Raw genomic sequence first — 25,944 nt, forward strand, 5'->3', positions numbered from 1 at the left:
CGTCCCCCGGGCGGACTACTGGAGCAGGAACTGCGTGGGCGAGCCCGAGGGGATGCCGGCGACCGACACCGACAGGTTGTAGGCGGCGCCGCCCGCCTCGACCGCCTCGCGTCCGCCGGAGCAGGTGTCGGCGGAGGAGCGGGTGCGGTCCCACGTCAGCGCGCTGCCCATCACCGAGCGGCCCGCCTGGAGGAGCACCGGCAGATCGGCCGCGCCGGTCTGGCAGTCGGTCGAGGTCCAGATCTGCTCGGAGCCGCTCGTGATCGTGAAGACCTGCTTGCTCGTGCCCGCGTCGATCACGCAGTCGGTGCTCGAGATGTTGGCCAGCGAGAGCGAGAGCTGCGGATCCTCGCCGGGCGCGTAGCTCGTGGCGTCCGTGACCGCGGTGACGGCGACGGAGTCGGCCGAGCAGGCGGGTGCGGCGCCGGGCGTCGCACCGGGCGAGGTGGTCGGGTAGAGCGTCGGCAGCACGACGGTCGGCGTGGGGCTCGACGCGGCGTCGGAGCCGGTCATCCGCGGGAGCAGCGACAGCACCACCGCCAGGCCCCCGACGATGACGACCAGCGCGAGCAGCACTCCCGCGCGGCGTCGCCGGTAGACCCGGGAGGGCAGGCGGCGGGGCGGCGGAGTCACCGGGACAGGCTACGACGTGGCGGCGGTCAGAGCGTCTTCAGCATGCGGGTGTTGCCGAGCGTGTTCGGCTTCACCCGGGCGAGGTCGAGGAACTCGGCGACTCCCTCGTCGGGAGAGCGGAGCAGCTCGGCGTAGACCTCGGGGTCGACGACCTTCTCGCCGATCGGCTCGAAGCCGTGGCGGGCGAAGAAGTCGACCTCGAAGGTGAGGCAGAACAGGCGCTTCAGGCCGAGCTCGCGCGCGTCGTTCTCGAGGCGCTCCAGGATGTGGTGGCCCACACCCCTCCCGAGCCAGTCCTGCGCGACCGCGAGGGTGCGCACCTCCGCGATGTCGTCCCACATCACATGCAGCGCACCGCAGCCGATCGCCGTCCCGTGGCCGTCCTCGGCGATGCGGAACTCCTGCACGGCGCCGTAGAGCACCACGCGGTCCTTGCCCAGGAGGATGCGCTCGTTCACGAGCGGCTCGCTGAGCTCCTGGATGAAGGGGACATCGCTCGTGCGCGCGCGGCGCACCGGGTACTTCCAATCGGCCATTCGACAAGCCTAGGGCGCACCGGGCGCGGGATCCTGCGAGCAGGCGCGCACCCCCGGACGACGACGTGCCCGCCCCCTCGCGAAAGGGGACGGGCACGGGGTCGTTCGGCAGCCTGCTACGACATCAGGTCGGGCGTCGCCGGGCCGGCCGTGGCTGCTCCGGTGGACGCGCCGGCGCTGATCGAGATCAGACGCGGGGTCGTGGTGAAGACGAACCTGTTCTCGGCGAAGTCCACGTGGATGTGGTCTCCGGCGCCGAGCTCGCCGTGCAGGATCCGCTCGGACAGCTGGTCCTCGATCTCGCGCTGGATCGCGCGGCGCAGGGGGCGCGCACCGAGGGCCGGGTCGAACCCGACCTCGATCAGGCGCTCCTTGGCCGGCTGCGTCAGCTCCACCGTCATGTCGCGGTCGAGCAGACGGTCGCCCAGGCGCTTGATGAAGAGGTCGACGATCTGGAGCAGCTCGGGCTTCGACAGCTGCGGGAAGACGATGACGTCGTCCACGCGGTTGAGGAACTCGGGCTTGAAGTGCTTCTTGAGCTCCTCGTTGACCTTGCCGCGCATGCGGTCGTAGCCGGTGGCGTTGTCGCCCTCGATCTGGAACCCGACGGGACCACCGGCGATGTCACGAGCACCGAGGTTGGTGGTCATGATGATGACGGTGTTCTTGAAGTCGACGACACGGCCCTGGCCGTCGGTCAGTCGACCCTCCTCCAGGATCTGGAGGAGCGAGTTGAAGATGTCCGGGTGCGCCTTCTCGATCTCGTCGAAGAGGACCACGCTGAACGGCTTGCGGCGCACCTTCTCGGTGAGCTGGCCGCCCTCCTCGAAGCCGACGAACCCGGGAGGGGCGCCGAACAGCCGCGAGACGGTGTGCTTCTCGCCGTACTCCGACATGTCGAGCGAGATCATCGCGTTCTCGTCGTCGAAGAGGAACTCGGCGAGCGCCTTGGCCAGCTCGGTCTTTCCGACGCCCGTGGGGCCGGCGAAGATGAACGAGCCCGAGGGGCGCTTGGGGTCCTTGAGGCCCGCGCGGGTGCGGCGGATCGTCCGCGAGAGGGCCGCGATGGCCTCCTCCTGGCCGATGACGCGCTGGTGCAGGGCCTTCTCCATGAAGACGAGCCGCGAGGACTCCTCCTCGGTGAGCTTGAAGACCGGGATGCCCGTCGCCTGGGCGAGGACCTCGGCGATCAGGCCCTCGTCGACCACGCCGGTGGCCTTGACGTCGCCCGACTTCCACTGCTTCTCGAGGCGCAGGCGCTCACCGAGCAGCTGCTTCTCCTCGTCGCGGAGCGACGCGGCCTTCTCGAAGTCCTGGTCCTCGATCGCGGCCTCCTTGGCGGAGCGGACCACGGCGATGCGGTCGTCGAAGTCGCGCAGCTCCGGCGGCGCCGAGAGGATCGAGAGGCGCAGGCGTGCGCCTGCCTCGTCGATAAGGTCGATCGCCTTGTCGGGGAGGAAGCGGTCGCTGATGTAGCGGTCGGCCAGGTTGGCCGCCGAGACGATCGCGCCGTCGGTGATGGACACCTTGTGGTGCGCCTCGTAGCGGTCGCGCAGGCCCTTGAGGATGTTGATCGTGTGGGGCAGCGACGGCTCCGCGACCTGGATCGGCTGGAAGCGGCGCTCGAGAGCGGCGTCCTTCTCGAAGTGCTTGCGGTACTCGTCGAGCGTGGTCGCGCCGATGGTCTGCAGCTCGCCGCGGGCGAGCAGCGGCTTGAGGATCGAGGCGGCGTCGATCGCGCCCTCAGCGGCCCCCGCGCCGACGAGGGTGTGGATCTCGTCGATGAAGGTGATGATGTCGCCGCGGGTGCGGATCTCCTTCGTGACCTTCTTGAGGCGCTCCTCGAAGTCACCGCGGTAGCGGGATCCGGCGATGAGCGAGCCGAGGTCGAGCGTGTAGAGCTGCTTGTCCTTCAGCGTCTCGGGCACGTCGCCGCGCACGATCGCCTGGGCGAGGCCCTCGACGACGGCGGTCTTGCCGACGCCGGGCTCGCCGATCAGGACGGGGTTGTTCTTGGAGCGGCGGGAGAGGATCTGCATGACCCGCTCGATCTCCTTCTCGCGCCCGATGACCGGGTCGAGCTTGTTGTCGCGCGCCGCCTGGGTGAGGTTGCGTCCGAACTGGTCGAGGATCTGCGATCCCCCCTGAGGCTGCTGCTGCTCACCGCCCACGGCGACCTGCTCCTTGCCCTGGTAGCCGGAGAGCAGCTGGATGACCTGCTGGCGCACGCGGTTCAGGTCGGCACCGAGCTTGACCAGCACCTGAGCGGCGACGCCCTCGCCCTCGCGGATGAGGCCGAGCAGGATGTGCTCGGTCCCGATGTAGTTGTGGCCGAGCTGCAGCGCTTCGCGCAGGGACAGCTCGAGGACCTTCTTCGCCCGAGGCGTGAAGGGGATGTGGCCGGTCGGCTGCTGCTGCCCCTGGCCGATGATGTCCTGCACCTGCTCGCGCACAGCGTCGAGCGAGATCCCGAGGGACTCGAGCGCCTTGGCGGCCACTCCCTCGCCCTCGTGGATCAGGCCGAGCAGGATGTGCTCCGTGCCGATGTAGTTGTGATTGAGCATCTTGGCCTCTTCCTGGGCCAGGACGACGACGCGCCGCGCGCGATCGGTGAATCTCTCGAACATGCTGTCACTCCCTACAGAACCCGCAGGGGTGGGCTCCGATACGTCGACTGTAACCAGCGCTCCCCCCGGTGAGCAGGCCTGTTCGCCCTGGGCGTGCACGCGATCCGGAGGGGTGCGGGCGGCGGTCCCGTCCACCGGTCCATGCGAAGGCATACACTTCCCGCATGAGCAACTTGGAGGAGCATCCCGACGAGCTCCCCGTCGCCGCGGAGCCGGACCCTCGCGAGTCCGGCGCAGTCGAGATCCTGGCGGCGCGGCTCGTCCCGCTCGGCGGTCCGCGCGCGATCGAGGTGCGCCGCACCCTCCCCCAGCGCTCGCGCTCGACGATCGGCGCATGGTGCTTCGCCGACCACTACGGCCCGGTGCGGCTCGGCGAGGAGGCCGGGATGGACGTCCCGCCGCACCCGCACACCGGCCTGCAGACCGTGAGCTGGCTCTTCGAGGGCGAGATCGAGCACCGCGACAGCGTCGGCAGCCTCGCCGTGGTGCGCCCGGGCGAGCTCAACCTGATGACGGCCGGACGCGGCATCTCGCACTCGGAGGTCTCGACCGGGGGCGCGCCCGTCCTGCACGGGGTGCAGCTCTGGGTCGCGCTGCCCGAGGAGGCACGGCTCGTCGATCCGTTCTTCGAGCACCACCGCGGCATTCCCGTGGAGCTGCCCGGCGCGCTGGTCCGCGTCTTCGTCGGAGGGATGCTGGGCGCGTCGGTGCCCGCGAGCACCTTCACTCCGCTGGTCGCCGCGCAGATCGACCTCGAGCCGGGTGCCCGGGTCGAGCTGCCGGTCGAGGAGTCCTGGGAGTACGGCGTGCTGGTCGACGCCGGCCCCGTGGCGGTCGAGGGAGCGGACGTCCCGCGCTCGGACCTCGCCTACCTGGCGCCCGGCCGCTCGCACCTGGTGCTGACCGCCGGGGACGCGGGCGCCCGCGTGGTGCTGCTCGGCGGCCAGCCGTTCGCCGAGGAGCTGGTGATGTGGTGGAACTTCGTCGGCCGCAGCCATGACGACGTGGCGGCCGCCCGCGAGCGCTGGCAGTCCGACGTGATCGCCGGGGCGGATCCCGCAGGACCGTTCGGCACCGTCGACGGGTACGGCGGACGCGCGCTCCCCGCGCCCGTGCTGCCGACCGTGCGCCTCAAGCCGCGCCGCCGGGCCTGAGGCGAGACCGTCAGGCCGAGGCGCTCCGAGGCGGGGCCCACGACTCGGGAGCGCGGGAGTCGCGATGATCCCGCTCGACCACCGCGACTCCCGCGCTCCCACCGGCGCGTCAGGACGCGTCCGACTCCTTCTTCGCGGCGGCCTTCGCCGCGGCCTCGCGGTCGGTGGCCTCGGCCGTCTCGCGGAAGGCGCGGCGAGGATCCTGCAGCGTGCTCATCGGCGAGAGGTCGCGCGGAGTGACGGCGTCGACGAGCCAGCCCGTGATGATCCGCCACTTGCGGTCCAGGGTCGGCATCGCCGCTCCGTGGTAGGCGCGGTGGGCGAGCCAGGCGGGGAGGCCGCGCAGCTTCACGCCCTTGATCAGGCCGGCGCCCTTGCCGATGCCGTACTCGGCGACGGTCCCGACGGAGGCGTGGCGGTACTCCTCCACGGTGCCTCCGGTGAGGTCGGCGATGATGTTGCGCGCCAGGAGCTTGGCCTGCCGAACGGCGTTCTGCGCGTTCGGCGGGTAGTACGCGGGCTGCTTCTCACTGGTGAGGTCCGGCACCTGCGCGCCGTCGCCGGCCGCCCAGGCGCCGCCCACCGGCTCGCCGTCCTCGCGGATGACGCGCAGGCGCGCATCCGCCATGACGTGGCCCTTCGGACCGCGGGGCGCGTCGGTCGCGTCGAGGATGGGGTTCGGCTTCACGCCGGCGGTCCACACGATCGTGGCCGTCGGGATGCGCTCGCCGGAGGAGAGCTCCACGACGCCGTCCTCGCAGGAGGGCATCGTCGTCTTCAGGTGCACGTGCACGCCGCGCGAGCGGAGGTGGTCGAGCGTCCACTTCGAGAGCTCGGGACCGACCTCGGGGGCGACCCGGTCCAGCGCCTCGACGAGGTGCCAGGTGACGTCGCCCATCGAGAGGGAGGGCTGCGCGGCGAGCGTCTTGCGGCTGAGGTCGAGCAGCTCGCTCAGCGCCTCGACGCCGGTGTAGCCGCCGCCGACGAAGACGAAGGTGAGCAGGCGCCGGCGCTCGGCGGGATCGGTGGTGAGCGCCGCCTCCGCGATGTTCTCGATGACGCGGTCGCGCAGGTGCGCCGCCTCCTCCACCGTCTTGAAGCCGATGCCGTGCTCGGCGAGGCCCGGCGTGGGGAACGTGCGGGTGACGGCTCCGAGCGCGAAGACGACCTGGTCGAACTCGATCGTGCGGGTGGAGCCGTCCATCGCGGCGACGGTGGCGCTGCGCTCGGCGAGGCTCACGCCGGTGATCGCGCCGCGGATCACGCGGGTGCGCTTGAGCGCGGAGACCAGCGGCACCGTGACGTGGCGCGGCTGGACGTGCCCGCCGGCGACCTCGGGCAGCAGCGGCTGGTAGGTCATGTAGGGGTTCGGCTCGACGACGGTGACGTCGATCGGCGCCTCCCCCCGTCTCTTCTCGAGGCCCCAGGCGGTGTACAGGCCGACGTAGCCGCCGCCGAGGATGAGGATGCGCGTCGTACGGGATGCCGTCATGTCCGTTCCCTTCTCGAACCCGGCGCCGGGCAGGCGGAACCGGATGGTGCTGAGGACGCTCCGACGCTACGCGGGGCGCGGCGGCCCGCACAGGGACTTGCGCGACGAGTCGGGGCCGCGCATCCTCCGCCTGCGGGCGGACGGGAGCCGCGCTACTGCAGCGCCGAGGTGAGCCGCGCCAGGTTGTCGAGCAGGGTCGAGCGGAGCGGCTGCTGCCGCCACTCGCGGAGGGTCAGCTCGCGGGAGTGCTCGCGGTAGTCCTGCTGCACCTGGCGCAGGTCCTCGACGAACTCCGAGCCGCGCACCATGAGCGAGACCTCGAGGTTGAGCGTGAAGGAGCGCATGTCCATGTTGCTCGAGCCGATCACGGCGACGTCGTCGTCGATCGTGAAGTGCTTCGCGTGCAGGATGGTCGGCTTGCGGTACATCCAGATGCGCACGCCCGCGGTCAGCAGCGTCTCGTAGTACGAGCGCTGGGCGTGGTAGACCACGGCCTGGTCGCCGATCTCGGAGACGAAGAGCTCCACGTGCACGCCCCGCCGGGTCGCCGTCGTGATCGCGTAGAGCATCGCCTCGTCGGGCACGAAGTACGGGCTGGTGATGATGATCGACTTCTGCGCCGAGTAGAGCAGCGTCAGGAACAGGCGCAGGTTGTTCTCGCCCTCGAACCCCGGGCCGCTCGGCACCACCTGGCAGTCGATCGTGTCGCGCTGCTGCAGCGCCTCCATCGGCTCCGACTCCCGCAGGAGCAGCTCGTCGGTCTCGCTGTACCAGTCGGTGATGAAGATGGCGTTGATGCCCTGCACCACCGGCCCCTCGAGGCGCACCATCAGGTCGTGCCAGTGCAGGCCGCGACGGATGTTGCCGCGCTTGTTGTAGCTGGAGTCGACGACGTTCTGCGAGCCCATGAAGGCCGCGTTGCCGTCGACGATCAGCAGCTTGCGGTGGTTGCGCAGGTCCGGCCGCTGGTACTGCCCGCGCCACGGCCGCACGGGGAGCATGTACGACCACGAGGCGCCCGCCCGCTCGAGGGCGCGCAGCCGGCGATGGGTGCCGCTGTAGTAGCCGGGCACGCGGATCGACGCGATGTGGTCGAGGAGGATCCGCACCCGCACCCCTCGCGCCACCGCGCGGTCGAGCGCGTCGAAGAAGGGCGCGGTGGTCGAGTCGGCGGCGAGGATGTAGAACTCGCAGTGCACGTACCGGCGGGCGCGGTCGATCTCGGCGGCCATCGCGCGGATGGTCTGCTCGTAGTCGCCCTGGAGGCGCGCGTCGTTCCCGCCGACCAGCGGCATCGCCCCGAGGTTGCGGTTGAGGGTGACCACCGACTCCAGCCACTGCGGCCACGGGTGCTCCCGGGCGACGCGGTCGATGCCGTCGGTCGACTCCAGGATGAACCGGTTGATCTCCTGCTGCTTCCGGCGGCGCTTGCGCGGCAGCCGGTAGCTCCCGATGAAGAGGAACAGCAGGATGCCGACGTACGGGATCAGGAAGATCGCCATCAGCCAGGCGAGGCCGGTGGTCGGACGGCGGTTCCGCGGCACGACGATGACGGCGATCACGCGGACCACGAGCTCGACGACGACGGCCGCGATCGGGAGGATCACCGCCCAGTCGGGTGCGGGCACCGCGCCTCCTCGTTCGTCGTGCGGAGCCGCTCAGCGGGCGCGGGAGGCACCCGCGCGGCGGCGGCGGTGGTCAGGAGGCGTCGCGGGGAGGCAAGCCGCGGCGCTCGCGCTCGCGGGCCTCGATGCGGTCGTACGCTCGGCGCTCGTTGCGGTCCGAGCGGATGAGGGCGCGCATCACGAACCAGAAGATGGCTCCGACCGTGATCGTCGGCACGAGGGCCCACAGCCCCTGGTTCCACAGCTCCCAGTCCATGCGGCGATCCTACCCGCGGCACCGGCGCGGGAGCCGTGAGCCCGGAGGCCCGTGCGCCCAGCGGCCTTCGCGGGCGCTGGGCGCTACTGGCTCTCGACCGACTTGTTCAGCGCCGCGGCGTCGGAGTTGAGGCCCTCCAGCTCCGAGCGCAGGCCGTCGTACACGGCGACGTCCGCGTCGATGGCGGCGCGGGTGGCGTCGACGGCCTGGCTGCGGGCGAGCAGATCGGCGCGCTCCGTCTCGAACTCGGCCGTCGATCCGAAGTCGCCGCTGTCGGCGCGCGAGTTGAAGTCGTCGATCTCGACGTTGAGCGCGTCGTACTCGGCGTTGTTCGCGTCGATCCGCGCCGTGAGGTCGGCGTACATCGTCTCGATCCGGGAGACCAGGTCCTCGATGCGGTTCTCGAGATCGGTGAAGACCGCCTCGTAGCGGGCGTTCAGGCCCACGACGACGGAGCGGTCGTCGAAGAACTCGGCGTAGTGCGCCTCGAGCGCCGGTGGCAGGTCGGCCACCTCGGTCCCCAGGATCGAGTGCAGCTCGTTGACGCGCTCGCCGAGGCCGCCGGTGCGGTACAGCTCGAGGCGCTCGGCGATCGTGCCGTCCTGCGGGAGGGTCTCGTACGCGGCCTCGAGCTCGTCGCCCAGCTCGGCCTGCTCCTCCGCGTCGAGCCGCACCCACGCGGCGTGCAGCATCTCGTGGGCCGCCGTCACGTCGCGGATCCCGTCGAGGTCGGGATTGGCGACGTCCGAGATGTAGATGCTGGTGCCGGTGTAGCAGCCGAGGACGATGTCGTCGGAGGCGCCGTAGCCGCAGAGGTCGTTGAAGCCGGCGGTCGGCTCGACCGACGGGCTCGACGCGTAGTAGAGGGCGCGGCCGCGGTCGGACATGGCGGTCCGCTCCGCGAAGCCGGCGATCGTGGGGTCGGGCGTGAACGCCTCGGCCGCTCGCCGGTCGGCCAGCGCGGTGCCGACGTCGCCGGAGGAGGTGAGGACGCTCGCGGCGACCGCGGTCCCCACTCCGAACTGCGCGATCGTGAGGACGCCCGCCGCGACGGCCGCGACGATGCTCGATGCCCTGACCATGTCTCCCCCTCGGCTCCTGCGACCCTACTTGACGAGCGGGAACAGGATCGTCTCGCGGATCCCGAGGCCGGTGATCGCCATCAGGAGGCGGTCGATGCCCATGCCCATGCCGCCGGTGGGGGGCATGCCGTGCTCGAGGGCGCGGAGGAAGTCCTCGTCCAGGCGCATCGCCTCGTCGTCGCCCGCGGCGGCCTGGCGGGCCTGCTCGACGAAGCGCTCGCGCTGCACGACCGGGTCGATCAGCTCGGAGTAGCCGGTGGCCAGCTCGAAGCCGCGGACGTAGAGGTCCCACTTCTCGACGACGCCCGGGATGCTGCGGTGCGCGCGCACGAGCGGCGAGGTGTCGACGGGGAAGTCCATCACGAAGGTCGGACGCGTCAGGCCGCCCTTCACGAAGTGCTCCCACAGCTCCTCGACGTACTTGCCGTGCGTGGGGACGTGCACCTCGACGCCCTCGCGCGCGGCGAGGGTCTCGAGCTCGGCGAGCTCCGTCTCCGGCGTGATCGCGATGCCGGCCGCGAGCGACAGGCTCTCGTACATCGAGACGCGGTCCCACCGGCCGCCGAGGTCGAACTCGGTGCCGTCGGCCCAGGTGACCACGTGCGAGCCCGCGACGGCCTGCGCCGCGTTCTGGATCAGCTCCTGGGTGAGGTCGGCGATCGAGTTGTAGTCGCCGTACGCCTGGTAGGCCTCGAGCATCGCGAACTCGGGCGAGTGCGTGGAGTCGGCGCCCTCGTTGCGGAAGTTGCGGTTGATCTCGAAGACCCGGTCGATGCCGCCGACGACCGCCCGCTTGAGGTAGAGCTCGGGCGCGATGCGCAGGTACAGCTCGGTGTCGAACGCGTTCGAGTGCGTGGCGAAGGGGCGGGCGGAGGCGCCGCCGTGCATCACCTGCAGCATCGGGGTCTCGACCTCGAGGAACTCGTGCGAGGCGAAGGTGTCGCGGAGGGAGGCGTTCACCCGGGCGCGGGTGACGACCGTCTCGCGGGCCTGGGGGCGCACGATCAGGTCGAGGTAGCGCTGGCGCATCCGGGTCTCGTCGCCGAGCTCGTTGTGCAGGTTCGGCAGCGGCAGGATCGCCTTCGCGGCGATCGTCCACTCCGACACCCACACGCTCAGCTCGCCGCGCTTGCTCGAGACGACCTCGCCCTCGACGAAGAGGTGGTCGCCCAGGTCGACGAGCTCCTTCCACGCCGCCAGCGACTCCTCGCCCACGTCGCCGAGCGAGACCATGGCCTGGATCCGCTCGCCGTCGCCGGCCTGCAGCGTCGCGAAGCAGAGCTTGCCCGTGTTGCGCTGGAACACCACGCGGCCCGCGAGGCCGACGCGCTCGCCGGTCTTCACGTCCGGCTCGATGCCCTCGTGGCGCGCCCGGACGGCCGCGATGGTGTCGGTGACTCCGACCGCGACGGGGTAGGCGCCGGCGCCGAGGTCGTCGCCCGCGAGCTCGAGCAGGCGCTCGCGCTTGGCGAGGCGGACGGCCTTCTGCTCGGAGGCCTCCTGCTGCGCGGCCCGCTCGGCGGCGGCCTGCTCGGAGTCGGCCTGCTCGGCGGCGGGGGTCGTGGTCTCGGGGACGTCGGGGGTGTCGGCCATGAGGGGTCGCGGTGCTTTCGGTTCGGGGCGGACGGCCGCGATCAGGCGAGCAGGATCGGGGCGTTGTCGAGGAGGCGGGTGGTGCCGACGATCGCGGCGACGAGCACGAGTGCCGGGCCGCGGTGGTCGGCGTCGACCGGGAGGAGCGTCGCGGGATCCACGACGACGAGGTAGTCCAGCTTAACGAGCGGCTCGGCGTGCGCGACGGCCTCGGCGGCCTCGATCGCCGCGGCGGCACCGCGGTCCGCGGCTTCCGCGGCGGCCGCGAGGAGGCGCGGCAGCACGAGGCCCGCGCGGCGCTGCTCCTCGTCGAGGTAGCGGTTGCGGCTGGAGCGGGCGAGCCCGTCCTCCTCCCGCACGATGCCGACGCCCTCGATCTCCACGGGCAGGTCGAGGTCGCGGACCATGCGGCGCACGAGGAACAGCTGCTGCGCGTCCTTCTGCCCGAAGACCGCGACGTGCGGCTGGGCGATGCTCAGGAGCTTGGCGACGACGGTGAGCATCCCATCGAAGTGGCCCGGCCGCGCACGCCCCTCATAAAGACCGCCGACCTCGCCCGCGACGACCCGCGTCGAGGACGGCCCATCGGGATACATCTCGGCGACTCCCGGAGCGAAGAGGAGGTCGGCCCCGGCCGCGTCGAGCAGGGCGGTGTCGCCCTCGAGGTCGCGCGGGTAGCGGTCCAGGTCCTCGGACGGGCCGAACTGCAGCGGATTCACGAACACCGACACGACGACGACGTCGGCCAGCTCGCGCGCCCGCTCGACGAGGGCGAGGTGCCCGGCGTGCAGGGCGCCCATCGTCGGCACGAGCGCGATGCGCCGACCGGCCCGCCGCGCCTCCTGCAGCCGCTCGCGGAGGTCGCCGATGCGGTGGACGGTGCTGATCACCCGACGATGCTACCGGCGGGCCCGCGACCACCGGGGCCCTCGACACCGGGACGCCGCGCTCCTCCGCGAGGCGCCGCCTCCCGAGCGGCGTCCGGCCCGGGGAGCGGCGTCTCGAGCGGCGCCGCCCGTCAGCCCGCCGCGCGGCGCAGGGCGTCGTCGACGGAGGAGCGGACGAGGCTGGAGAGGAAGAAGCCCGGCTTCTCGACGCCGATGCCCGCCAGCAGACCCGCCGCCTGGTCGACGATCGCCGTCGAGAAGGTCGTGGCGGTCGAGACGGCCTCCGCGTAGGCGGCGCGGTCCGACTCCGCCACGGTCACCGGCTCCCCGCCCATCTCGACCACCAGCGCCTGCGCGATCGGCAGCACCGGGCCCGGCGCCGACACGGCGAAGTAGGTCTCGGCGAGGCGCGCCAGGTCGAGGCTGGTGCCGCTGAAGGCCATCGCCGGGTGGACTGCCAGGGGGATGACCCCGGAGGCGAGCGCCGGCGCGAGCACCCCGTAGCCGTGCTCAGGCGCCGTGTGCAGCACCAGCTGGCCGGGCTGCCACGCTCCCGTCGCGGCGAGCCCCGCGACCAGGGCGGCGATCTCGCTCCCGGGAACGGCGACGATCACCAGCTCGCTGCGCTCGACGAGCTCGGGGATCGCGAGCACGGGGACTCCGGGGAGCAGCGCGTCGGCGCGCTCGCGGCCGCTCTCGCTGGTGGTGGCGATACCGATCACGGCGTGGCCGGCCCCGGCGAGCGCGGCACCGAGCACCGGGCCCACGCGTCCGGCACCGATCACGCCGACGCCCAGGCGTCCGTCGCGGCGGTTCTCAGGCATGCGGTTCCCCCTCCGGAGCGGGCCAGTCGGGCAGGGCGGGTGCGGCCGCCCGCCGCCCCCACTGGTGGCTCGCGTCACGGTCGGCGGCCCGCACTCCGGCCGCCGCGAGGCTCTCGAAGAAGGCGAGTCCGTCGGCCGCGCTCATCACCGGCACGAGCGGAGTGACGGGGCCGGCCACCGTGTGCACGCGCGCCGAGGCCAGCCCGAGCAGGCGCTGGAGCGGTCCCTGCTGGACCCCGACGCTCTGCATCCGCGCCAGGGGCACCACGGCGACCCGCCGCCAGACCGCTCCGCTGCGCAGGATCGCGACCTCGTCCGTCAGCCGGTACCCGGTCCTCCGGAACGAGAAGGGGCGGAGCCACACCGCCGAGCGCGGCGCCCGGGTGAAGCCGGCCGCGTCGCGGTGCCGGAGCGCGTCGCCGACGGGCGTCGACTCCGCTCCCTCGGCCGGTCCGGGCAGCAGGAGGGCGAGGACGCGCTCGACCGCGGCGAGGTCGCCCACGGGCAGGATCGTGGTGTTCGGCTCGCCGTTCGCCCCGCGGGAGGCCGCGTGGCCGGCGCGGTCGATCCGCACCTGCCACCAGCCGAAGGGGCGCCAGAGCAGCGGCTGCGTGATCTCGACGGCGTGGATCCGGCCGGGCGGGATCGTGTCGCTGCTGGTCGAGAGCACGCCGTAGCCGACCCGCACTCCGTCGGGCGTCGCGGCGATCGAGTACCGGAGCGAGCGCACGAACTGGCGGACGTAGTAGCTGCCCGAGCCGATCAGGCCCGGCAGGATCGCGAAGAGCACGTAGGGCGAGCCGTAGACGGCGACGAACACCACGGCGACGACCGAGGCGGCCAGGAACAGCGTGAAGCCGCTGAAGACGAGCGAGCCGAGGAGTCGGCCCGGCGGGATCGAGACGACCGACTCGGGCGGCGTCTCGTCCTGAGGCTCGCCGAACTCCTCCAGCCGGCGCGCCAGGAACCCGCCCGCCGGAGCCGCACCGTCGACCGTCGCCTCCCGCTCGCGCACCCCGGAGGCGAGCCGCAGGATGTCGCGGCGCAGGGCGTCCACCAGCCGCGAGCCGAGGTACGACAGCTGGACGTTCGCGTCCTGCCCGGCCACGCTCACCTCGAGCTTCGCGGCCCCGAACAGCCGCGCGAACAGCGGACGCTGCACCGCGATGCCCTGGATGCGGTCCAGCCGCGCCCGCCGGTTGGTCCGGAAGAGCACGCCGGAGCGCACCTCGACGAGCTCGTCCGTGATGCGGAAGGTGTGCATCCGCCAGGACAGCCAGAACGCGAAGACGGCGACCGCCAGGCCCACCGCGACCGCCAGCAGCGCCCAGCCGACGAGACCGCGGCGCAGCAGCTCGTCGACCGGATCGCCGCTCTCGTACCCCTCAGGCCCGGGCAGGAACAGCTCGACCAGGCGCTCGCGGAGGTTCGTGATCACGATGCCGAGGACGACCAGCAGGCCGATCCCGCCCTTGAGGACCGGGGTCGCGGGATGGAGGCGGTGCCACTCCCCGTCGGCGAGGTCCGTCTCGACGGCGCGGAGCTCGGTCACAGGCCGGCCCGGCGCGACTCGGCGAGCTCGACCAGGCGGTCGCGGAGCTCCTCCGCATCCTGCTCGGCCAGGCCCGGGATGCTGACGCCGGTCGCCGCGGCGGCGGTGACGAAGCGGAGGTCGGCGAGGCCGAGCGCCCGGGCGAGCGGCCCGCGGTTGACGTCGATGAGCTGCATCCGCCCGTACGGCACCGACACGAAGCGCTGGAACATGATGCCGCGGCGGAAGAGCAGGTCGTCCTGGCGCAGGAGGTAGCCGTAGGCGCGCGCACGGCGCGGGGCCACGATCAGGAGGGTCACCGCGAGGGCGGCCGCGGCGGCCAGCGGGATCCAGCCCCACGGCAGGCCGATCAGCATCAGCACCACGGGCACGGCGAGCAGCAGCACGCTCGACACGACGGCCGACACGATCTCGACCGCGACGTACCGGGGCGAGACGCGGCGCCACTCCCCCGTGATGTCGAGGCGGTCCCGCCGGCGTCCCCTCGCGTCGCGGCGGGTCGTCGGCGACGCGTCCTCGGGCTCGGCGGGCATGGCGTCGTCCTCACTGCCCGCGGCGGTCCGGGCGTCGGCGTCAGGCGTGGTTCACCTCGCCGACGGCGCTGTCGTCGTCGTCGCTCGGCGGGATGGTGCACAGGTGCTCGGCGACCAGGCCGGCCACCAGCAGGACGAGCGCACCCACGATGGTCGCGACGTCCTGCCACACGGAGCCTAGCGAAGGGATCGCACGGCTCAGCAGGTACACCAGGATGCCGCCGGAGGCTCCGAGCAGCAGAGCACCGACGTGGCTGGACGCCTTCGCCAGCACCACGACGCGCATCGCCCGGAACGGATCGATGGGCCGGCGCAGCGTGCCCTTCGTGGCGCGGTGGATCGGGACGGCGAAGCCGAGCACGAGGGCCGCGACCACGATCAGGGTCAGCGGAACCGTCAGCGGCGGGATGAGCACGGGGCGGCCGGCGGCGGCGATCGCGAGGTCGAGGAGGAACCCCGCGACGGCCCCGGCGAGGCCGAGTCCGAGCAGGGTGCTGATGCGGGTGCGCCTCACGGGGTCCTGCTCTCGGGGTCGGCGGTGGTGCCGCGGGCGGAGTCGCGCCCCGGCCAGGTCAACCCGGCCGGGTGGTCGGTCACGCGGTCGGTCGCCCGTGCGCGCAGCTCGGCCACGGGTCCGGCTCCGGGAAGGACCGCCGCCGGCTCGGCGTCGAGCCACGGCTCGAGCACGAACGCCCGCTCGGCGGCCCGCGGGTGCGGGAGGGTCAGGTGCGGGTCGTCGCGGAGCACGCCGCCGACCGCGATCACGTCGATGTCGAGGGTCCGGTCGCCCCAGCGCTCCTCGCCCTCGCCGCGGATCCGGCCGCCGGCCGATTCGATCGCCGCCGTCGCCGCGAGCAGGTCGTCGGGCTCGAGGACGGTCGAGCCGGTCACGACCGCGTTGAGGTAGCCGGGCGCGTCCGCGTCGACGCCCTCGGGCTTCCACGCGGGCGACTCGACGACCTTGGACACCGCCTCGATGCGCAGGCCCGGCGTCGTGGCGAGGGCCCGCAGCGCCTCCTCGAGGTGCGCGAGGCGGTCGCCGAGGTTGCTGCCGAGCGCGAGCACGACGTGGCGCACCGGGCGGACGCGCTCCTGCCGCGGCCTCACGAGCGGGTCCTCGTGATCTGCACGGCGACGTCCTCGAAGGGCAGCGGGATCGGCGCGTCCGGCTTGTGGACGGTGATGCGGACGACGTCGGCGGCGGCGAAGCCCAGGGCGACCCGGGCGAGGCGCTCGGCCAGGGTCTCGATGAGGTCGACCGGGTCGCGGGTCACCGCGTCGGCCAGGGCGATCGCGAGCTCGCCGTAGTGCACCGTCTCGGCCAGCGCGTCGCCCTCGGCCGCCGGCGCGGTGTCGAGCCAGACCGTCGCGTCGATCACGAAGTCCTGTCCGTTCTCGCGCTCGAAGTCGAAGACGCCGTGGTGCGCGCGCACGCGCAGCCCGGTGAGGGTGATGGAGTCGCGCACGGCGAGGGCGGCGGGGTCGATCGCGGTCACGGGGTCTCCTCCTGGAGTCGGGCGGCGAGGGCCAGGGCACGGGCGGACGAGCGGACGTCGTGGACCCGGACGCCCCAGGCGCCGTGCTCGGCGGCGATGAGGCTCAGCATGGCGGAGACCTCGTCGCGCTCGGCGGCCGGGGCGCCGGCGGGGGCGAACGGAGCGAGGAACCGCTTGCGCGAGTGGCCGACCAGGACCGGGAAACCCAGCGAGACGATCGCGTCGAGCCCGGCCAGCAGCGCCCAGTCGTGCGCGCCGACCTTCGCGAAGCCGAGGCCGGGGTCGAGCAGGAGGCGGTCATCCCGGATCCCGGCCTCACGGGCGGCGTCGACGCGGCGCTCGAGCTCGCCGCGGACGTCCGCCACCACGTCGCCGTAGGAGGCGAGAGCGGTCATGCCCGCGCTGTGCCCGCGCCAGTGCATCGCGATGTAGACGGCGCCGCGCTCGGCGACGAGCGCGAGCATCCGCGGATCGGCGAGGCCGCCGGAGACGTCGTTGACGACGACGGCGCCGGCATCCAGGGCGGCCTCGGCCGTGGCGGCGCTCATCGTGTCGATGCTGACGCGCACCCCCTCCGCGGCGAGGGCGCGGACGACGGGCAGCACGCGGCCCTGCTCGGCGGCGGAGTCGACGCGCGCCGCACCGGGACGGGTGCTCTCGCCGCCGACGTCGACCAGGTCCGCGCCGAACGCGGCGGGTCCGTCCCCGGCGGGCCGGGTCAGGTCGAGGCCGTGGCGGACGGCGTCGTCGACGGACAGCCAGCGGCCGCCGTCGCTGAACGAGTCCGGAGTGACGTTGAGGATCCCGAGGAGCGCGGCGCGGCCTGTCGGCGTGAGGTCGGCGACGGTGGTGGCCACGTCACTCCCCCCGCGCGGCGCCGATCAGCGCGATGATCTCGGCGCGGGCGGCCGGGTCGGCGAGGGAGCCGCGGGCGGCGACCGTCACGGTCGAGCTCGCGGTCTGGCGCGGCCCGCGCATCCGCACGCAGCCGTGCTCGGCGTCGACCACGACGAGCACTCCCTCGGGAGCGAGGCCCTGCTCGAGCGCGTCGGCGATCTGCTCGGTCATCCGCTCCTGGATCTGCGGTCGCGACGCGACCGTCTCGACCACGCGCGGCAGCCGGCCGAGGCCGACGACCCGCTCGCGCGGCCGGTAGGCGATGTGCGCGACGCCGAGGAACGGCAGGAGGTGGTGCTCGCAGACGGAGCGGAAGGCGAGGTCGCGCACGACCACCGTCTGGTCGAGCGGCGACTCCTGGCCGCCCTCGACCACCGCGAACGTCTCGGTCAGCTGGGCCGCGGCGTCGTCGTCGAACCCGCCGAAGAACTCCTCGTACGCCTCGGCGAACCGCCGCGGCGTGTCGAGGAGTCCCTCGCGGCCCGGGTCGTCCCCGATGGCCGCGAGGATCTCGGCGACGGCCGCCTCGATGCGCGCCTTGTCGACGGGCACGCGCGCGCTACGCCGTCGCGGGGCGCGGGTTGATCAGCGGCGGGCGCTTCGGCGCGACCTCGTCGGCACCAGCGGAGGAGACTCCCCCGTCGGTCGCACCCGAGTCGATCGGCGCCTTGGCGACCGGGACCGCGATGGGCGGCAGGTCGGACAGGGGGCGCTTGTCGCTCGAGAGCCACTGCGGGCGCTCGTCGATGCGGCGGACGTCCTTGAAGATCTCGGCCAACTGGTCGTGGTCGAGCGTCTCCTTCTCGAGCAGCTCCATCGCGAGGCGGTCGAGGATGTCGCGGTTGTCGTTGATGACCTGCCACGCCTCGTCGTGCGCCTGCTCGATGAGCTGGCGCGTCTCGGCGTCGACCGTCTCGGCGATCTGCTCGGAGTAGTCGCGCTGGTGGCCCATGTCGCGGCCGAGGAACATCTCGCCCGACGACTGGCCGAGCTTGACCGCTCCGACGTTCGCGGACATGCCGTAGTCGGTGACCATCTTGCGGGCGATGGAGGTCGCCTTCTCGATGTCGTTCGACGCTCCGGTCGTGGGGTCGTGGAAGACGATCTCCTCCGCGACGCGGCCGCCCATCGCGTACGTGAGCTGGTCGAGGAGCTCGTTGCGGGTCGTGGAGTACTTGTCCTCCAGCGGGAGCACCATCGTGTAGCCGAGGGCGCGACCGCGCGGAAGGATCGTGACCTTGGTCACGGGGTCGGTGTGGCGCATCGCCGCCGCCGCCAGAGCGTGTCCGCCCTCGTGGTAGGCGGTGATCAGCTTCTCCTTGTCGCGCATGACCCGCGTGCGGCGCTGCGGCCCCGCGATGACGCGGTCGATGGCCTCGTCGAGCGCGCGGTTGTCGATCAGCTGCGCGTTGGAGCGGGCGGTGAGCAGCGCGGCCTCGTTGAGGACGTTGGCCAGGTCGGCGCCGGTGAAGCCCGGGGTCTTCCGGGCGACGACCTCGAGGTCGACTCCGCCGGCGAGCGGCTTGCCGCGGCCGTGGACCTCGAGGATCCGCTTGCGGCCGAGCAGGTCGGGGGCGTCGACGCCGATCTGGCGGTCGAAGCGGCCCGGACGCAGCAGCGCGGGATCGAGGATGTCGGGGCGGTTCGTCGCCGCGATCAGGATGACGTTCGTCTTGACGTCGAAGCCGTCCATCTCGACCAGCAGCTGGTTGAGGGTCTGCTCGCGCTCGTCGTGACCGCCGCCCATGCCGGCGCCGCGGTGGCGGCCGACGGCATCGATCTCGTCGACGAAGATGATGGCCGGCGAGTTCTCCTTCGCCTGCTGGAACAGGTCGCGGACACGGCTCGCGCCGACGCCGACGAACATCTCGACGAAGTCCGATCCGGAGATGGAGTAGAAGGGGACGCCCGCCTCGCCCGCGACCGCGCGCGCCAGCAGGGTCTTGCCGGTGCCGGGAGGGCCGTAGAGCAGGACGCCCTTCGGGATGCGGGCGCCGACGGCCTGGAACTTCGCGGGCTCCTTGAGGAACTCCTTGATCTCGTGCAGCTCCTCGATCGCCTCGTCGGCGCCGGCGACATCGCCGAACGTGACCTTGGGCGACTCCTTCGAGACGAGCTTCGCCTTCGACTTGCCGAACTGCATGACGCGGTTGCCGCCGCCCTGCATGCCCGAGAGCATCAGCCAGAAGAACGCGCCGATCAGCAGGATGGGGAGCAGGAAGCCGAGAGCCGAGAGGAACCAGTTGGTCTGCGGGACCTCGTCGTTGTAGCCGGTGCTGCCGAGATCGGCCGCGGACACCGCGTCGACGACCTCCGCGCCGCGAGGGGCCACGTAGTAGAACTGCACCTGCGTGCCGTTGTCGCCGTCGGCCTGCTTGAGCGTGAGATCGACGCGCTGCTCGCCGTCCACGATCTTCGCCGAGTCGACCTTGCCGTCCTTCAGGAGGTCGAGACCCTCCTGCGTCGTGACCGGCCGGAAGCCGGACATGGTGATCAGCGAGGAGCCGATCCACACCGCGACGATCGCCAGGACGACGTAGAGGATGGGACCCCGGAAGATGCGCTTCACGTTCATGCTTGTTGCGGGTGCGACACCCGGCGCCTTTCTGACGAGGAGATTGTGCCTGCCAGGCTACCTCCCGCACTCTGAGCGCCGCCCACGCGTTCGCCGTGGGCCGAACGGCCGCGGGCTGTGTGGTCTGGCGGGGATGCGGCGGGCCGCATCCCCGCGCGCGGTCGGCTTCGCGAGATGGTGCGTTCCGCAGAGCGGGGTGCGTCGGACTGCCGGGAAACGCTGGCACGCGTTTCCCGGTCCGCGTCCTCTGCCTTGCGGGTGGAGGTCGCGGGGATCGGCGCTTCGGCGGTAGGGACGGGCCGCGAGAGCGCAGGAGTTGTCGCACTCGAGCTCGACAGCGACGACTACTGCGGTCTCGGGAAGGAGGCGAAGGTGTCCGAGCGGGGCGCGCCGCGAGAACGCAGGAGGCGCGGACGGACAGACCGGGCCCGCCCGGCCCGCGTCAGGCCGACTCGAGGAGGGGCTCCGGGTCGCGGAGGGCGGGCACGAGGCCGCGGCGGCGGCGGGCGGCGGCCAGCACGGTCACGGCGAGCGCCCCGACCAGCCAGAGCACGAGCACCAGGACCGCGTGCGCGACTCCGATGCTGCCGCCGGCGATCAGCGAGCGGAACGCCTCCACCGTCCAGGTCAGCGGCAGCACGCCGTGGATCGCCTGGAAGAAGGCGGGCGCGGTCTCGACCGGGTAGGTGCCTCCGGCCGAGGACAGCTGCAGCACGATCATCAGCAGCGCCAGGAACCGACCCGGGGCGTCCAGCAGCGCGATCAGCGCCTGGTTGATCGCCACGAAGGTGAGGCTCGTGAGCACGGCGATCCCGATCAGCCCGGGCAGGTTCGACGCCTCGACGCCCACTCCGAAGCGGATGACGAGCGCGGCCAGGACGCCCTGGGCGACCGCCATCAGCGCGCCGGGCAGGTAGCTGCGCAGCGCGATGACCCAGGCGGGCCGGCGCGCGGCGAGGAGGCGGGAGCTGAGCGGGGCACTCATCAGGTAGAAGGCCAGCGCGCCGACCCAGAGCGCGAGCGCCATGAAGTAGGGGGCGAGGCCGTAGCCGTAGGACGGCACGCGGTTCATCCGCTCGGCGTCGATCCCGACCGGGGCGGCCGCGACGGTGCTGAGCTCCTGAGCCTGCTCGCCGGTGTAGGTGGGCACGTCGTCCGCGCCGTCCGAGAGCTTCGTGTCGAGGGTGCGCGATCCGGAGGCGAGCGAGTCGATCCCGTCGGCGAGGTCCTGCGAACCGGTGGCCGCGTCGGCCGAGCCGGTCGCGGCGGTCTCGGCGCCGTCCGCGAGGTCCGAGGCGCCCGTCGCGAGGGCGGCCGTCCCGGAGGCGAGGTCGGACGCGCCGGCGGCCGCGGAGGCGATTCCGCTGGTGAGCGGGCCGACCGCGCCGGAGAGGGTGTCCACTCCGCCGGCGACCTGCGCGGCTCCGCCGTCGAGGGTCGCAGCTCCCTGGGCGAGGGCCTGCGCACCGGTCTGCAGCTTCTGGGCGCCGTCGGCGGCGGAGGTCGCCCCGGTGGACAGAGCGGCGGTGCCGGTCGCGAGGTCGGCGGCTCCGCCCGAGACCGTGGCGGCACCGGCGGCGAGCGCCGTCAGTCCGCTGCCGTCGTCGCCGACGAGCGCGGTCGCACCGGAGGCGAGCGTCTGCGCGCCCGCGTCCGCCGAGGCGGCTCCGCCCGCGAGAGCGGCCGCACCCTGCTCGAGGGCGGTCAGCTCGGCCACGCGCTGGGCATCGGACAGCGAGTCGTACCGCGAGAGCAGGGAGGCGAGGCCGGAGTCGACTCCGGTCGCTCCGGTGGCGAGTTGCGGAGTGGCGGTCGCGAGCGCTCCCGCGCCGGTCGCGAGCTGCTGGGCTCCTGCGAGGGCCTTCCCCGCTCCGTCGGAGAGGGAGGCGGACCCGGTGGCCAGCGCCTCGGCGCCGGACGCCGCCGAGGCCGCGCCGTCCTTCAGGGTCGACGTCCCCGCGGCGAGGTCGGTGGCGCCCGAGGCGAGCGACGCCGCTCCGCCGTCGAGCTGCTGGGCGCCGTCGGCGACCGTGCGGGCTCCCGTGTCGAGCGCCGCCGCCTGGTCGGGCAGCTGCCCGGTCCCGCTCGCGATCCGCTGGAGTCCCGACGAGAGGTCGGACGCTCCGGAGGCCGCGCTCCCCGCGCCCGAGCGGAGGGAGTCGGCGCCGGTCGCCAGCTGCGCGGTGCCGTCCTGCAGCTGCGCGAGCCCGACGACCAGCTCGGAGGAGCCGGACGCGGCGGTCCCGGCGCCGTCCGCCAGCTGAGCGGCGCCGTCGGCCGCCTGCTCGAGGCTCGAGTGCACGTCGGTGAAGCCGAGGTAGACGTTCTCGAGGTAGGTCGCGCCGACCTTCTCCTCCAGCGTCTTCGTCACGGTGGTGCCGATGGTGGAGGCGATGTTGCCGACGATCAGGTTGGCCGCGTCGTTCGTCTCGATCGACAGCTTCGCCTGCACGGCCGCGGCGGGGTCGTCGCCGCCGACAGAGGCGACGTCGGCCGAGAAGCCGGCCGGCACCGTCAGCACGGCGAGGACGTCGCCGGAGGCGAGCTCGCGGGACGCCTCGTCGGCACCGGTCGCCGTCCAGGCGAAGTCCGAGCCGGACGTGTCGGTGGTGAGCTGCTCGGTCAGGTCGTCGCCGAGGGCGAGCGCGGAGCCGTCCGAGGCGGTCGCGCCGGTGTCCTCGTTGACGATCGCGGCGGGCACCGTGTCGAGGTGGTGCGTGGGATCGAGGTTGGCCGAGGTCAGCAGTCCCGCGTAGATCAGCGGGATGAGCGCGATCGCGGCGAAGACGACGACGAGGCGCGGGTTCACGGCGCGCAGGGCGCGGCGGAGCGGGGAGGTGGTCATGGTCCTTCTACTTCGTGGAGTGCAGGGCGGCGAGCCGCGGCGAGGCGACTCCGGTGACGAGGAGCTCGGCGATGTCGGCGGAGGCCGAGGCCACGGGACGGCGGGCGTCGCCGTCGAGGAGCCAGCCGACGACCAGCCAGGTGGTGCCGGCGGCGAGGAGGACGGCGAAGCGCTCGACGCGGGCGTGGTCGCCGCCGCCCGATCCGCGCTCGGCGAGGGGCGAGAAGGCGAGGAGCCGCTGCGCGAGGAACGCGACGACCGACTCCTGCACGGCGCGGGCCGTCCCTCCGCTCAGCACGCGGCGGTAGAAGTCGGCGTGCACGAGCAGGCCCTCGAGGAGGCCGCGGACGATGCGCGGGACCGCGCCCTCCCAGTCGGCGGGGGCGGTGCCGGGAGCGACGTCGCCGAACAGCGCGTGCATCCGCTCCACCGCGGCGGCCTCGATCAGGGACGGCACATCCCCGAAGTGCTGGTAGAACGTGGGGCGGCTGACGCCCGCGGCGCCGCAGAGCTCCGTGATGGAGGGCTGGTCGTCGCCCGGGCGGTCGAGGGCCGTCGTGATCGCGGTGAGCAGGAGCTCGCGCGAGCGGGTGAGCCGCGGATCGGTCACAGGGTCCTTCTTCCCGGCGCGAGGAGCGCCTTCTTTACGTCCGTCAGATAACTTACAACCGTAAAGAAGAGCGCGCAAGCGTCAGGAGGAGGGCGGCTCCGGGAGCAGCGTCGAGATGGCGGACGTGTCGACGATCACCGAGTCGTGCGGAGTCAGTCCCGGGCTCCGGGGCGTCGGCACCGGCAGGCGCACGAGCAGGGCGCCCGGATCCACGCCGAAGCGCCCGGAGCGGGTGCGGCCGACCGGATCGCCGTCCAGCTCGGCGAGCACCGGCTGGTCCAGCTCGAACGAGAACTCGCGGCCGGGCCACTGCCGGAGCGAGGCGAGCCCGTTGCGGTTGCCGGTCGCCACGTCCAGCGCGAGGCCGAAGCGCCGACGCAGCAGCACCAGCTCCAGGTCGCCGTCGTCGAGCACCGCGCCCGCGGCCAGCTCGATGTTCGCGACCACGGAGCTGCAGTTGCAGGCCAGCACCATGAAGCAGCGCTGCGGAGGCTCCTCCGCGCCGTCGATCGTGAGGGTCACCTCGAATCCGGCCTTGAACATCGCCGGCGCGCCCGCCGCGAAGTAGGCGCCCCAGCCCACCCGCTTCTTCAGCTCCTCGTCCGTCTTGTCCATGATCTCGGCGTCCAGGCCCACCCCGCCCATCACCATGAACACCCGCTCCTCGCCGTCGTCGAACGCGGCCGTGCCCACGTCGATGGCGCGGTCCTGCCCGAGCAGGGCGATCTCGACCGCCTCGGGCAGCGAGCCGAGCGGGATCCCGAGGTTCCGCGCGAGGAGGTTGCCTGTGCCGCTGGGCAGCAGGCCGTAGGGGACGCCGGTCCCGCGCAGCACCGTGGCGACGGCGCGGACGGTGCCGTCGCCGCCCATCGAGCAGACCAGGTCCGGGCCCGCCTCGAGTGCGGCGCGGGCCGCGGCGGCACCGGAGTCGCCCGGGCTGGTCTCGAACCAGAGCGGCTCGTTCCAGCCGTGGCGGCGCGCGATCGTCGCGACCAGGTCCTCCGCGGCGCCGACGTCGTCGAACTTGCTCGGGTTGATCACGACGGCGACGGTGCGCTTCTCGGGTGCCTTCACCCCGTCAGTCTGACGGCACCGGCGACCGGTCCAGTCGCGCTGACGCCTCCAGGGCGAGCACGGCGCCGATCTCGGCCGAGAGCGTGGCGGGCAGCGACGGAGGCACGTCCCAGCGGGGCCCGGCCAGCAGCACGCCGCGGCGGACACTCGAGCTCTGCAGCGCGGCGACGCTGCCGGCGACGAAGCCGCGGACGCGAGCCGCCACCGCGGGCGCGACTCCGCTCGTCGTGGCGAGGTCGACGAGGTGCCGGTAGGCGATGCCGCCGAACAGGGCGCCGTCCCCCGATCCCTGGTCGACGAAGACGCCATCGGGGGCGAGCCGGTCCAGCAGGTCCTCGGCCGTGCGGGAGGCGTGGGCGACCAGGCGGGGGTCGGGCCGCAGGCGGTGCAGGGCGAGCGCCGCGCCGATGTAGACGGCGTGGTTGTAGCTGAAGGCCCAGTCGTCGCGCGCGGAACCTCCCTCGCGGCCGATGCCGTCTGCGACGAAGCCGGTGTCGTCGTCGCGGAGGCGCACGTGCATCCAGTCCAGGGCGGCGCGCGAGAGCTCCTCCCGGCCGTCCGGCCGCAGCCGCTCCAGGCGGGCGCCGAGGATCGCGAACGGGCCGTTCGCGGGCGCGTTCTTGTAGTCGAGCTGCCGGCGGCGCCAGGCGAGGCTCGCCCCGTGGCGGAGGTTCCAGCCCTTCGCGACGGCGAAGCGCCACAGGCGGTCGGCCCGGTCGAGGAACCGCGGGTCGCCGGAGGCCTCCCCGAGGCGGGCGAGCGCGCCGCCGAGCCACATCATGTCGTCGAAGTAGCCGTTGACCAGGCGCCCGCCGTTGCGGAGGCGGATCGCCCGGTGGATCCGCCGGGCACGCTCCAGGTGCGCCTCGTCGCCCGTGCGCTCGAAGGCGTCGACGGCCGCGTCGATCGCGTGCGCAAGCCACCAGTAGTTGAACTCGAGGTCGGCCCGCAGGGAGGTCGGGTAGCTCATGTGATAGCCCAGCAGGGGCACCGCGAAGAGCCGCTCGAGGCTCTCCTGCGCGGTGTCCGCGGGGCTACTCGTAGACGTGCGGGGCGAGGACGGCGACATCGCGGAGGTTGCGGTAGCGCTCGGCGTAGTCGAGCCCGTACCCGATCACGAACTCGTTCGGGATGTCGAAGCCGACGTAGGCCACGTCGACCTCGACCTTGGCGGCCGCGGGCTTGCGGAACAGCGCGCAGATCTCGACGGACTCGGCGCCGCGGCTGCGGAGGTTGCCCTGCAGCCACGAGAGCGTGAGGCCGGAGTCGATGATGTCCTCGACGATCAGCACCTTGCGGTTCGTGATGTCGGAGTCGAGGTCCTTCAGGATCCGCACGACGCCGGAGGACTTGGTGCCGCTCCCGTAGGACGAGACGGCCATCCAGTCCATGACGATGTCGAGCTTGAGCTCGCGGGCCAGATCGGCCATCACCATCACGGCGCCGCGCAGCACCCCGACGATGAGCAGGTTCTCACCCGCGTAGTCGCGCTCGATGGCGCGGGCCAGGTCGCGGATCCGCTCGTGGATCTCGGCCTCGGTGTAGAGGACCTCGGTGATGTCGTCGGCGATGTCGGCTGCTTCCACCCGGCCACTCTACGGGTGACCGGCCCCCCTCTCCCCTCCGCGAGACTCCGCTCCGGTACACCTCCGT

The 25,944-nt window shown here is 72.8% G+C and carries 24 protein-coding genes; 1 reads left to right on the top strand and 23 read right to left on the bottom strand.

The annotated features are described in order from the left end of the window. Positions 1-15: 15 nt before the first annotated feature. The 3 genes from C5C54_RS02760 to C5C54_RS02770 all read right to left on the bottom strand — a co-directional run bounded on the left by C5C54_RS02760 (position 16) and on the right by C5C54_RS02770 (position 3,796). Positions 16-633, bottom strand: coding sequence for a hypothetical protein (locus C5C54_RS02760; RefSeq protein WP_104287734.1), 618 nt, complete (start codon positions 631-633; stop codon positions 16-18). A 26-nt stretch (positions 634-659) separates the two neighbouring features. Further along, positions 660-1,169, bottom strand: coding sequence for an amino-acid N-acetyltransferase (locus C5C54_RS02765; protein WP_104224089.1), 510 nt, complete (start codon positions 1,167-1,169; stop codon positions 660-662). Between the two features lie 116 nt (positions 1,170-1,285). Beyond that, a complete protein-coding gene (locus C5C54_RS02770) occupies positions 1,286-3,796 on the bottom strand; it encodes an ATP-dependent Clp protease ATP-binding subunit (RefSeq protein ID WP_104226003.1) in 2,511 nt (836 codons plus the stop codon). 164 nt (positions 3,797-3,960) lie between these two features. On the opposite strand from C5C54_RS02770, the gene C5C54_RS02775 reads away from it, so the two are divergent. Then, a complete protein-coding gene (locus C5C54_RS02775; protein ID WP_104287735.1) occupies positions 3,961-4,950 on the top strand; it encodes a pirin family protein in 990 nt (329 codons plus the stop codon). Between the two features lie 109 nt (positions 4,951-5,059). Here C5C54_RS02775 and C5C54_RS02780 read toward each other — a convergent pair whose 3' ends face one another. From C5C54_RS02780 to hpt, 20 genes are all read right to left on the bottom strand, one after another. Continuing rightward, a complete protein-coding gene (locus tag C5C54_RS02780; protein WP_104261512.1) occupies positions 5,060-6,442 on the bottom strand; it encodes an NAD(P)/FAD-dependent oxidoreductase in 1,383 nt (460 codons plus the stop codon). A 152-nt stretch (positions 6,443-6,594) separates the two neighbouring features. Further along, positions 6,595-8,070, bottom strand: coding sequence for a cardiolipin synthase (gene cls, locus C5C54_RS02785; RefSeq protein WP_104224093.1), 1,476 nt, complete (start codon positions 8,068-8,070; stop codon positions 6,595-6,597). Positions 8,071-8,140: 70 nt separating this feature from the next. After that, complete coding sequence (locus tag C5C54_RS02790; protein WP_104224094.1) at positions 8,141-8,323, bottom strand: hypothetical protein; 183 nt, start codon at positions 8,321-8,323, stop codon at positions 8,141-8,143. A gap of 83 nt (positions 8,324-8,406) precedes the next feature. Beyond that, positions 8,407-9,405 (bottom strand): hypothetical protein, encoded by a 999-nt coding sequence (locus C5C54_RS17840; protein ID WP_181127838.1) that lies wholly within the window; start codon positions 9,403-9,405, stop codon positions 8,407-8,409. A 24-nt stretch (positions 9,406-9,429) separates the two neighbouring features. Then, positions 9,430-10,998, bottom strand: coding sequence for a lysine--tRNA ligase (lysS, locus tag C5C54_RS02800; protein ID WP_104287736.1), 1,569 nt, complete (start codon positions 10,996-10,998; stop codon positions 9,430-9,432). A 41-nt stretch (positions 10,999-11,039) separates the two neighbouring features. Further along, positions 11,040-11,888: a pantoate--beta-alanine ligase gene (panC, locus tag C5C54_RS02805; RefSeq protein ID WP_104287737.1), complete on the bottom strand. Its 849-nt coding sequence runs from the start codon at positions 11,886-11,888 to the stop codon at positions 11,040-11,042. Positions 11,889-12,016: 128 nt separating this feature from the next. Continuing rightward, a complete protein-coding gene (locus C5C54_RS02810) occupies positions 12,017-12,709 on the bottom strand; it encodes a Rossmann-like and DUF2520 domain-containing protein (RefSeq protein WP_104224097.1) in 693 nt (230 codons plus the stop codon). Next, on the bottom strand, positions 12,702-14,261 hold the full coding sequence (locus tag C5C54_RS02815; RefSeq protein ID WP_104287738.1) for a PH domain-containing protein: 1,560 nt from the start codon (positions 14,259-14,261) through the stop codon (positions 12,702-12,704). The genes C5C54_RS02810 and C5C54_RS02815 overlap by 8 nt, the downstream gene beginning before the upstream one ends. Beyond that, positions 14,258-14,794 carry a PH domain-containing protein gene (locus C5C54_RS02820; RefSeq protein ID WP_104234302.1) on the bottom strand — a complete coding sequence of 179 codons (537 nt, stop codon included), beginning with the start codon at positions 14,792-14,794 and terminating at the stop codon, positions 14,258-14,260. Before C5C54_RS02820 ends, C5C54_RS02815 begins: the two co-directional genes overlap by 4 nt. Before the next feature lie 40 nt (positions 14,795-14,834). Beyond that, on the bottom strand, positions 14,835-15,308 hold the full coding sequence (locus tag C5C54_RS02825; RefSeq protein ID WP_104238407.1) for a DUF3180 domain-containing protein: 474 nt from the start codon (positions 15,306-15,308) through the stop codon (positions 14,835-14,837). Then, positions 15,305-15,901, bottom strand: coding sequence for a 2-amino-4-hydroxy-6-hydroxymethyldihydropteridine diphosphokinase (gene folK, locus C5C54_RS02830; protein ID WP_104287739.1), 597 nt, complete (start codon positions 15,899-15,901; stop codon positions 15,305-15,307). Before folK ends, C5C54_RS02825 begins: the two co-directional genes overlap by 4 nt. Further along, on the bottom strand, positions 15,898-16,290 hold the full coding sequence (gene folB, locus C5C54_RS02835) for a dihydroneopterin aldolase (protein WP_104347803.1): 393 nt from the start codon (positions 16,288-16,290) through the stop codon (positions 15,898-15,900). The genes folK and folB overlap by 4 nt, the downstream gene beginning before the upstream one ends. After that, positions 16,287-17,147, bottom strand: a complete 861-nt coding sequence (folP, locus tag C5C54_RS02840) for a dihydropteroate synthase (protein WP_104287740.1) — start codon at positions 17,145-17,147, stop codon at positions 16,287-16,289. The genes folB and folP overlap by 4 nt, the downstream gene beginning before the upstream one ends. Before the next feature lies 1 nt (position 17,148). Beyond that, a complete protein-coding gene (folE, locus tag C5C54_RS02845; RefSeq protein ID WP_104249700.1) occupies positions 17,149-17,739 on the bottom strand; it encodes a GTP cyclohydrolase I FolE in 591 nt (196 codons plus the stop codon). Positions 17,740-17,746: 7 nt separating this feature from the next. Next, positions 17,747-19,762, bottom strand: coding sequence for an ATP-dependent zinc metalloprotease FtsH (gene ftsH / locus C5C54_RS02850; protein WP_104224104.1), 2,016 nt, complete (start codon positions 19,760-19,762; stop codon positions 17,747-17,749). 442 nt (positions 19,763-20,204) lie between these two features. Then, positions 20,205-22,607: a YhgE/Pip domain-containing protein gene (locus tag C5C54_RS02855; protein WP_104287741.1), complete on the bottom strand. Its 2,403-nt coding sequence runs from the start codon at positions 22,605-22,607 to the stop codon at positions 20,205-20,207. A 7-nt stretch (positions 22,608-22,614) separates the two neighbouring features. Then, the gene (locus tag C5C54_RS02860; protein WP_104226013.1) at positions 22,615-23,217 is read right to left on the bottom strand and encodes a TetR/AcrR family transcriptional regulator; all 603 of its coding nucleotides are present in this window, start codon (positions 23,215-23,217) and stop codon (positions 22,615-22,617) included. 81 nt (positions 23,218-23,298) lie between these two features. After that, positions 23,299-24,291: a diacylglycerol kinase family protein gene (locus C5C54_RS02865; RefSeq protein WP_104226014.1), complete on the bottom strand. Its 993-nt coding sequence runs from the start codon at positions 24,289-24,291 to the stop codon at positions 23,299-23,301. A gap of 4 nt (positions 24,292-24,295) precedes the next feature. Next, on the bottom strand, positions 24,296-25,261 hold the full coding sequence (locus tag C5C54_RS02870) for a glycoside hydrolase family 76 protein (RefSeq protein ID WP_181127839.1): 966 nt from the start codon (positions 25,259-25,261) through the stop codon (positions 24,296-24,298). 64 nt (positions 25,262-25,325) lie between these two features. After that, entirely contained in the window at positions 25,326-25,877 is a 552-nt protein-coding gene (gene hpt / locus C5C54_RS02875; RefSeq protein WP_104224109.1) for a hypoxanthine phosphoribosyltransferase, read from the bottom strand. Positions 25,878-25,944: the final 67 nt, after the last annotated feature.

This window comes from Rathayibacter sp. AY1F2 (genome assembly GCF_002930885.1).
Classification (GTDB): Bacteria; Actinomycetota; Actinomycetes; order Actinomycetales; family Microbacteriaceae; genus Rathayibacter.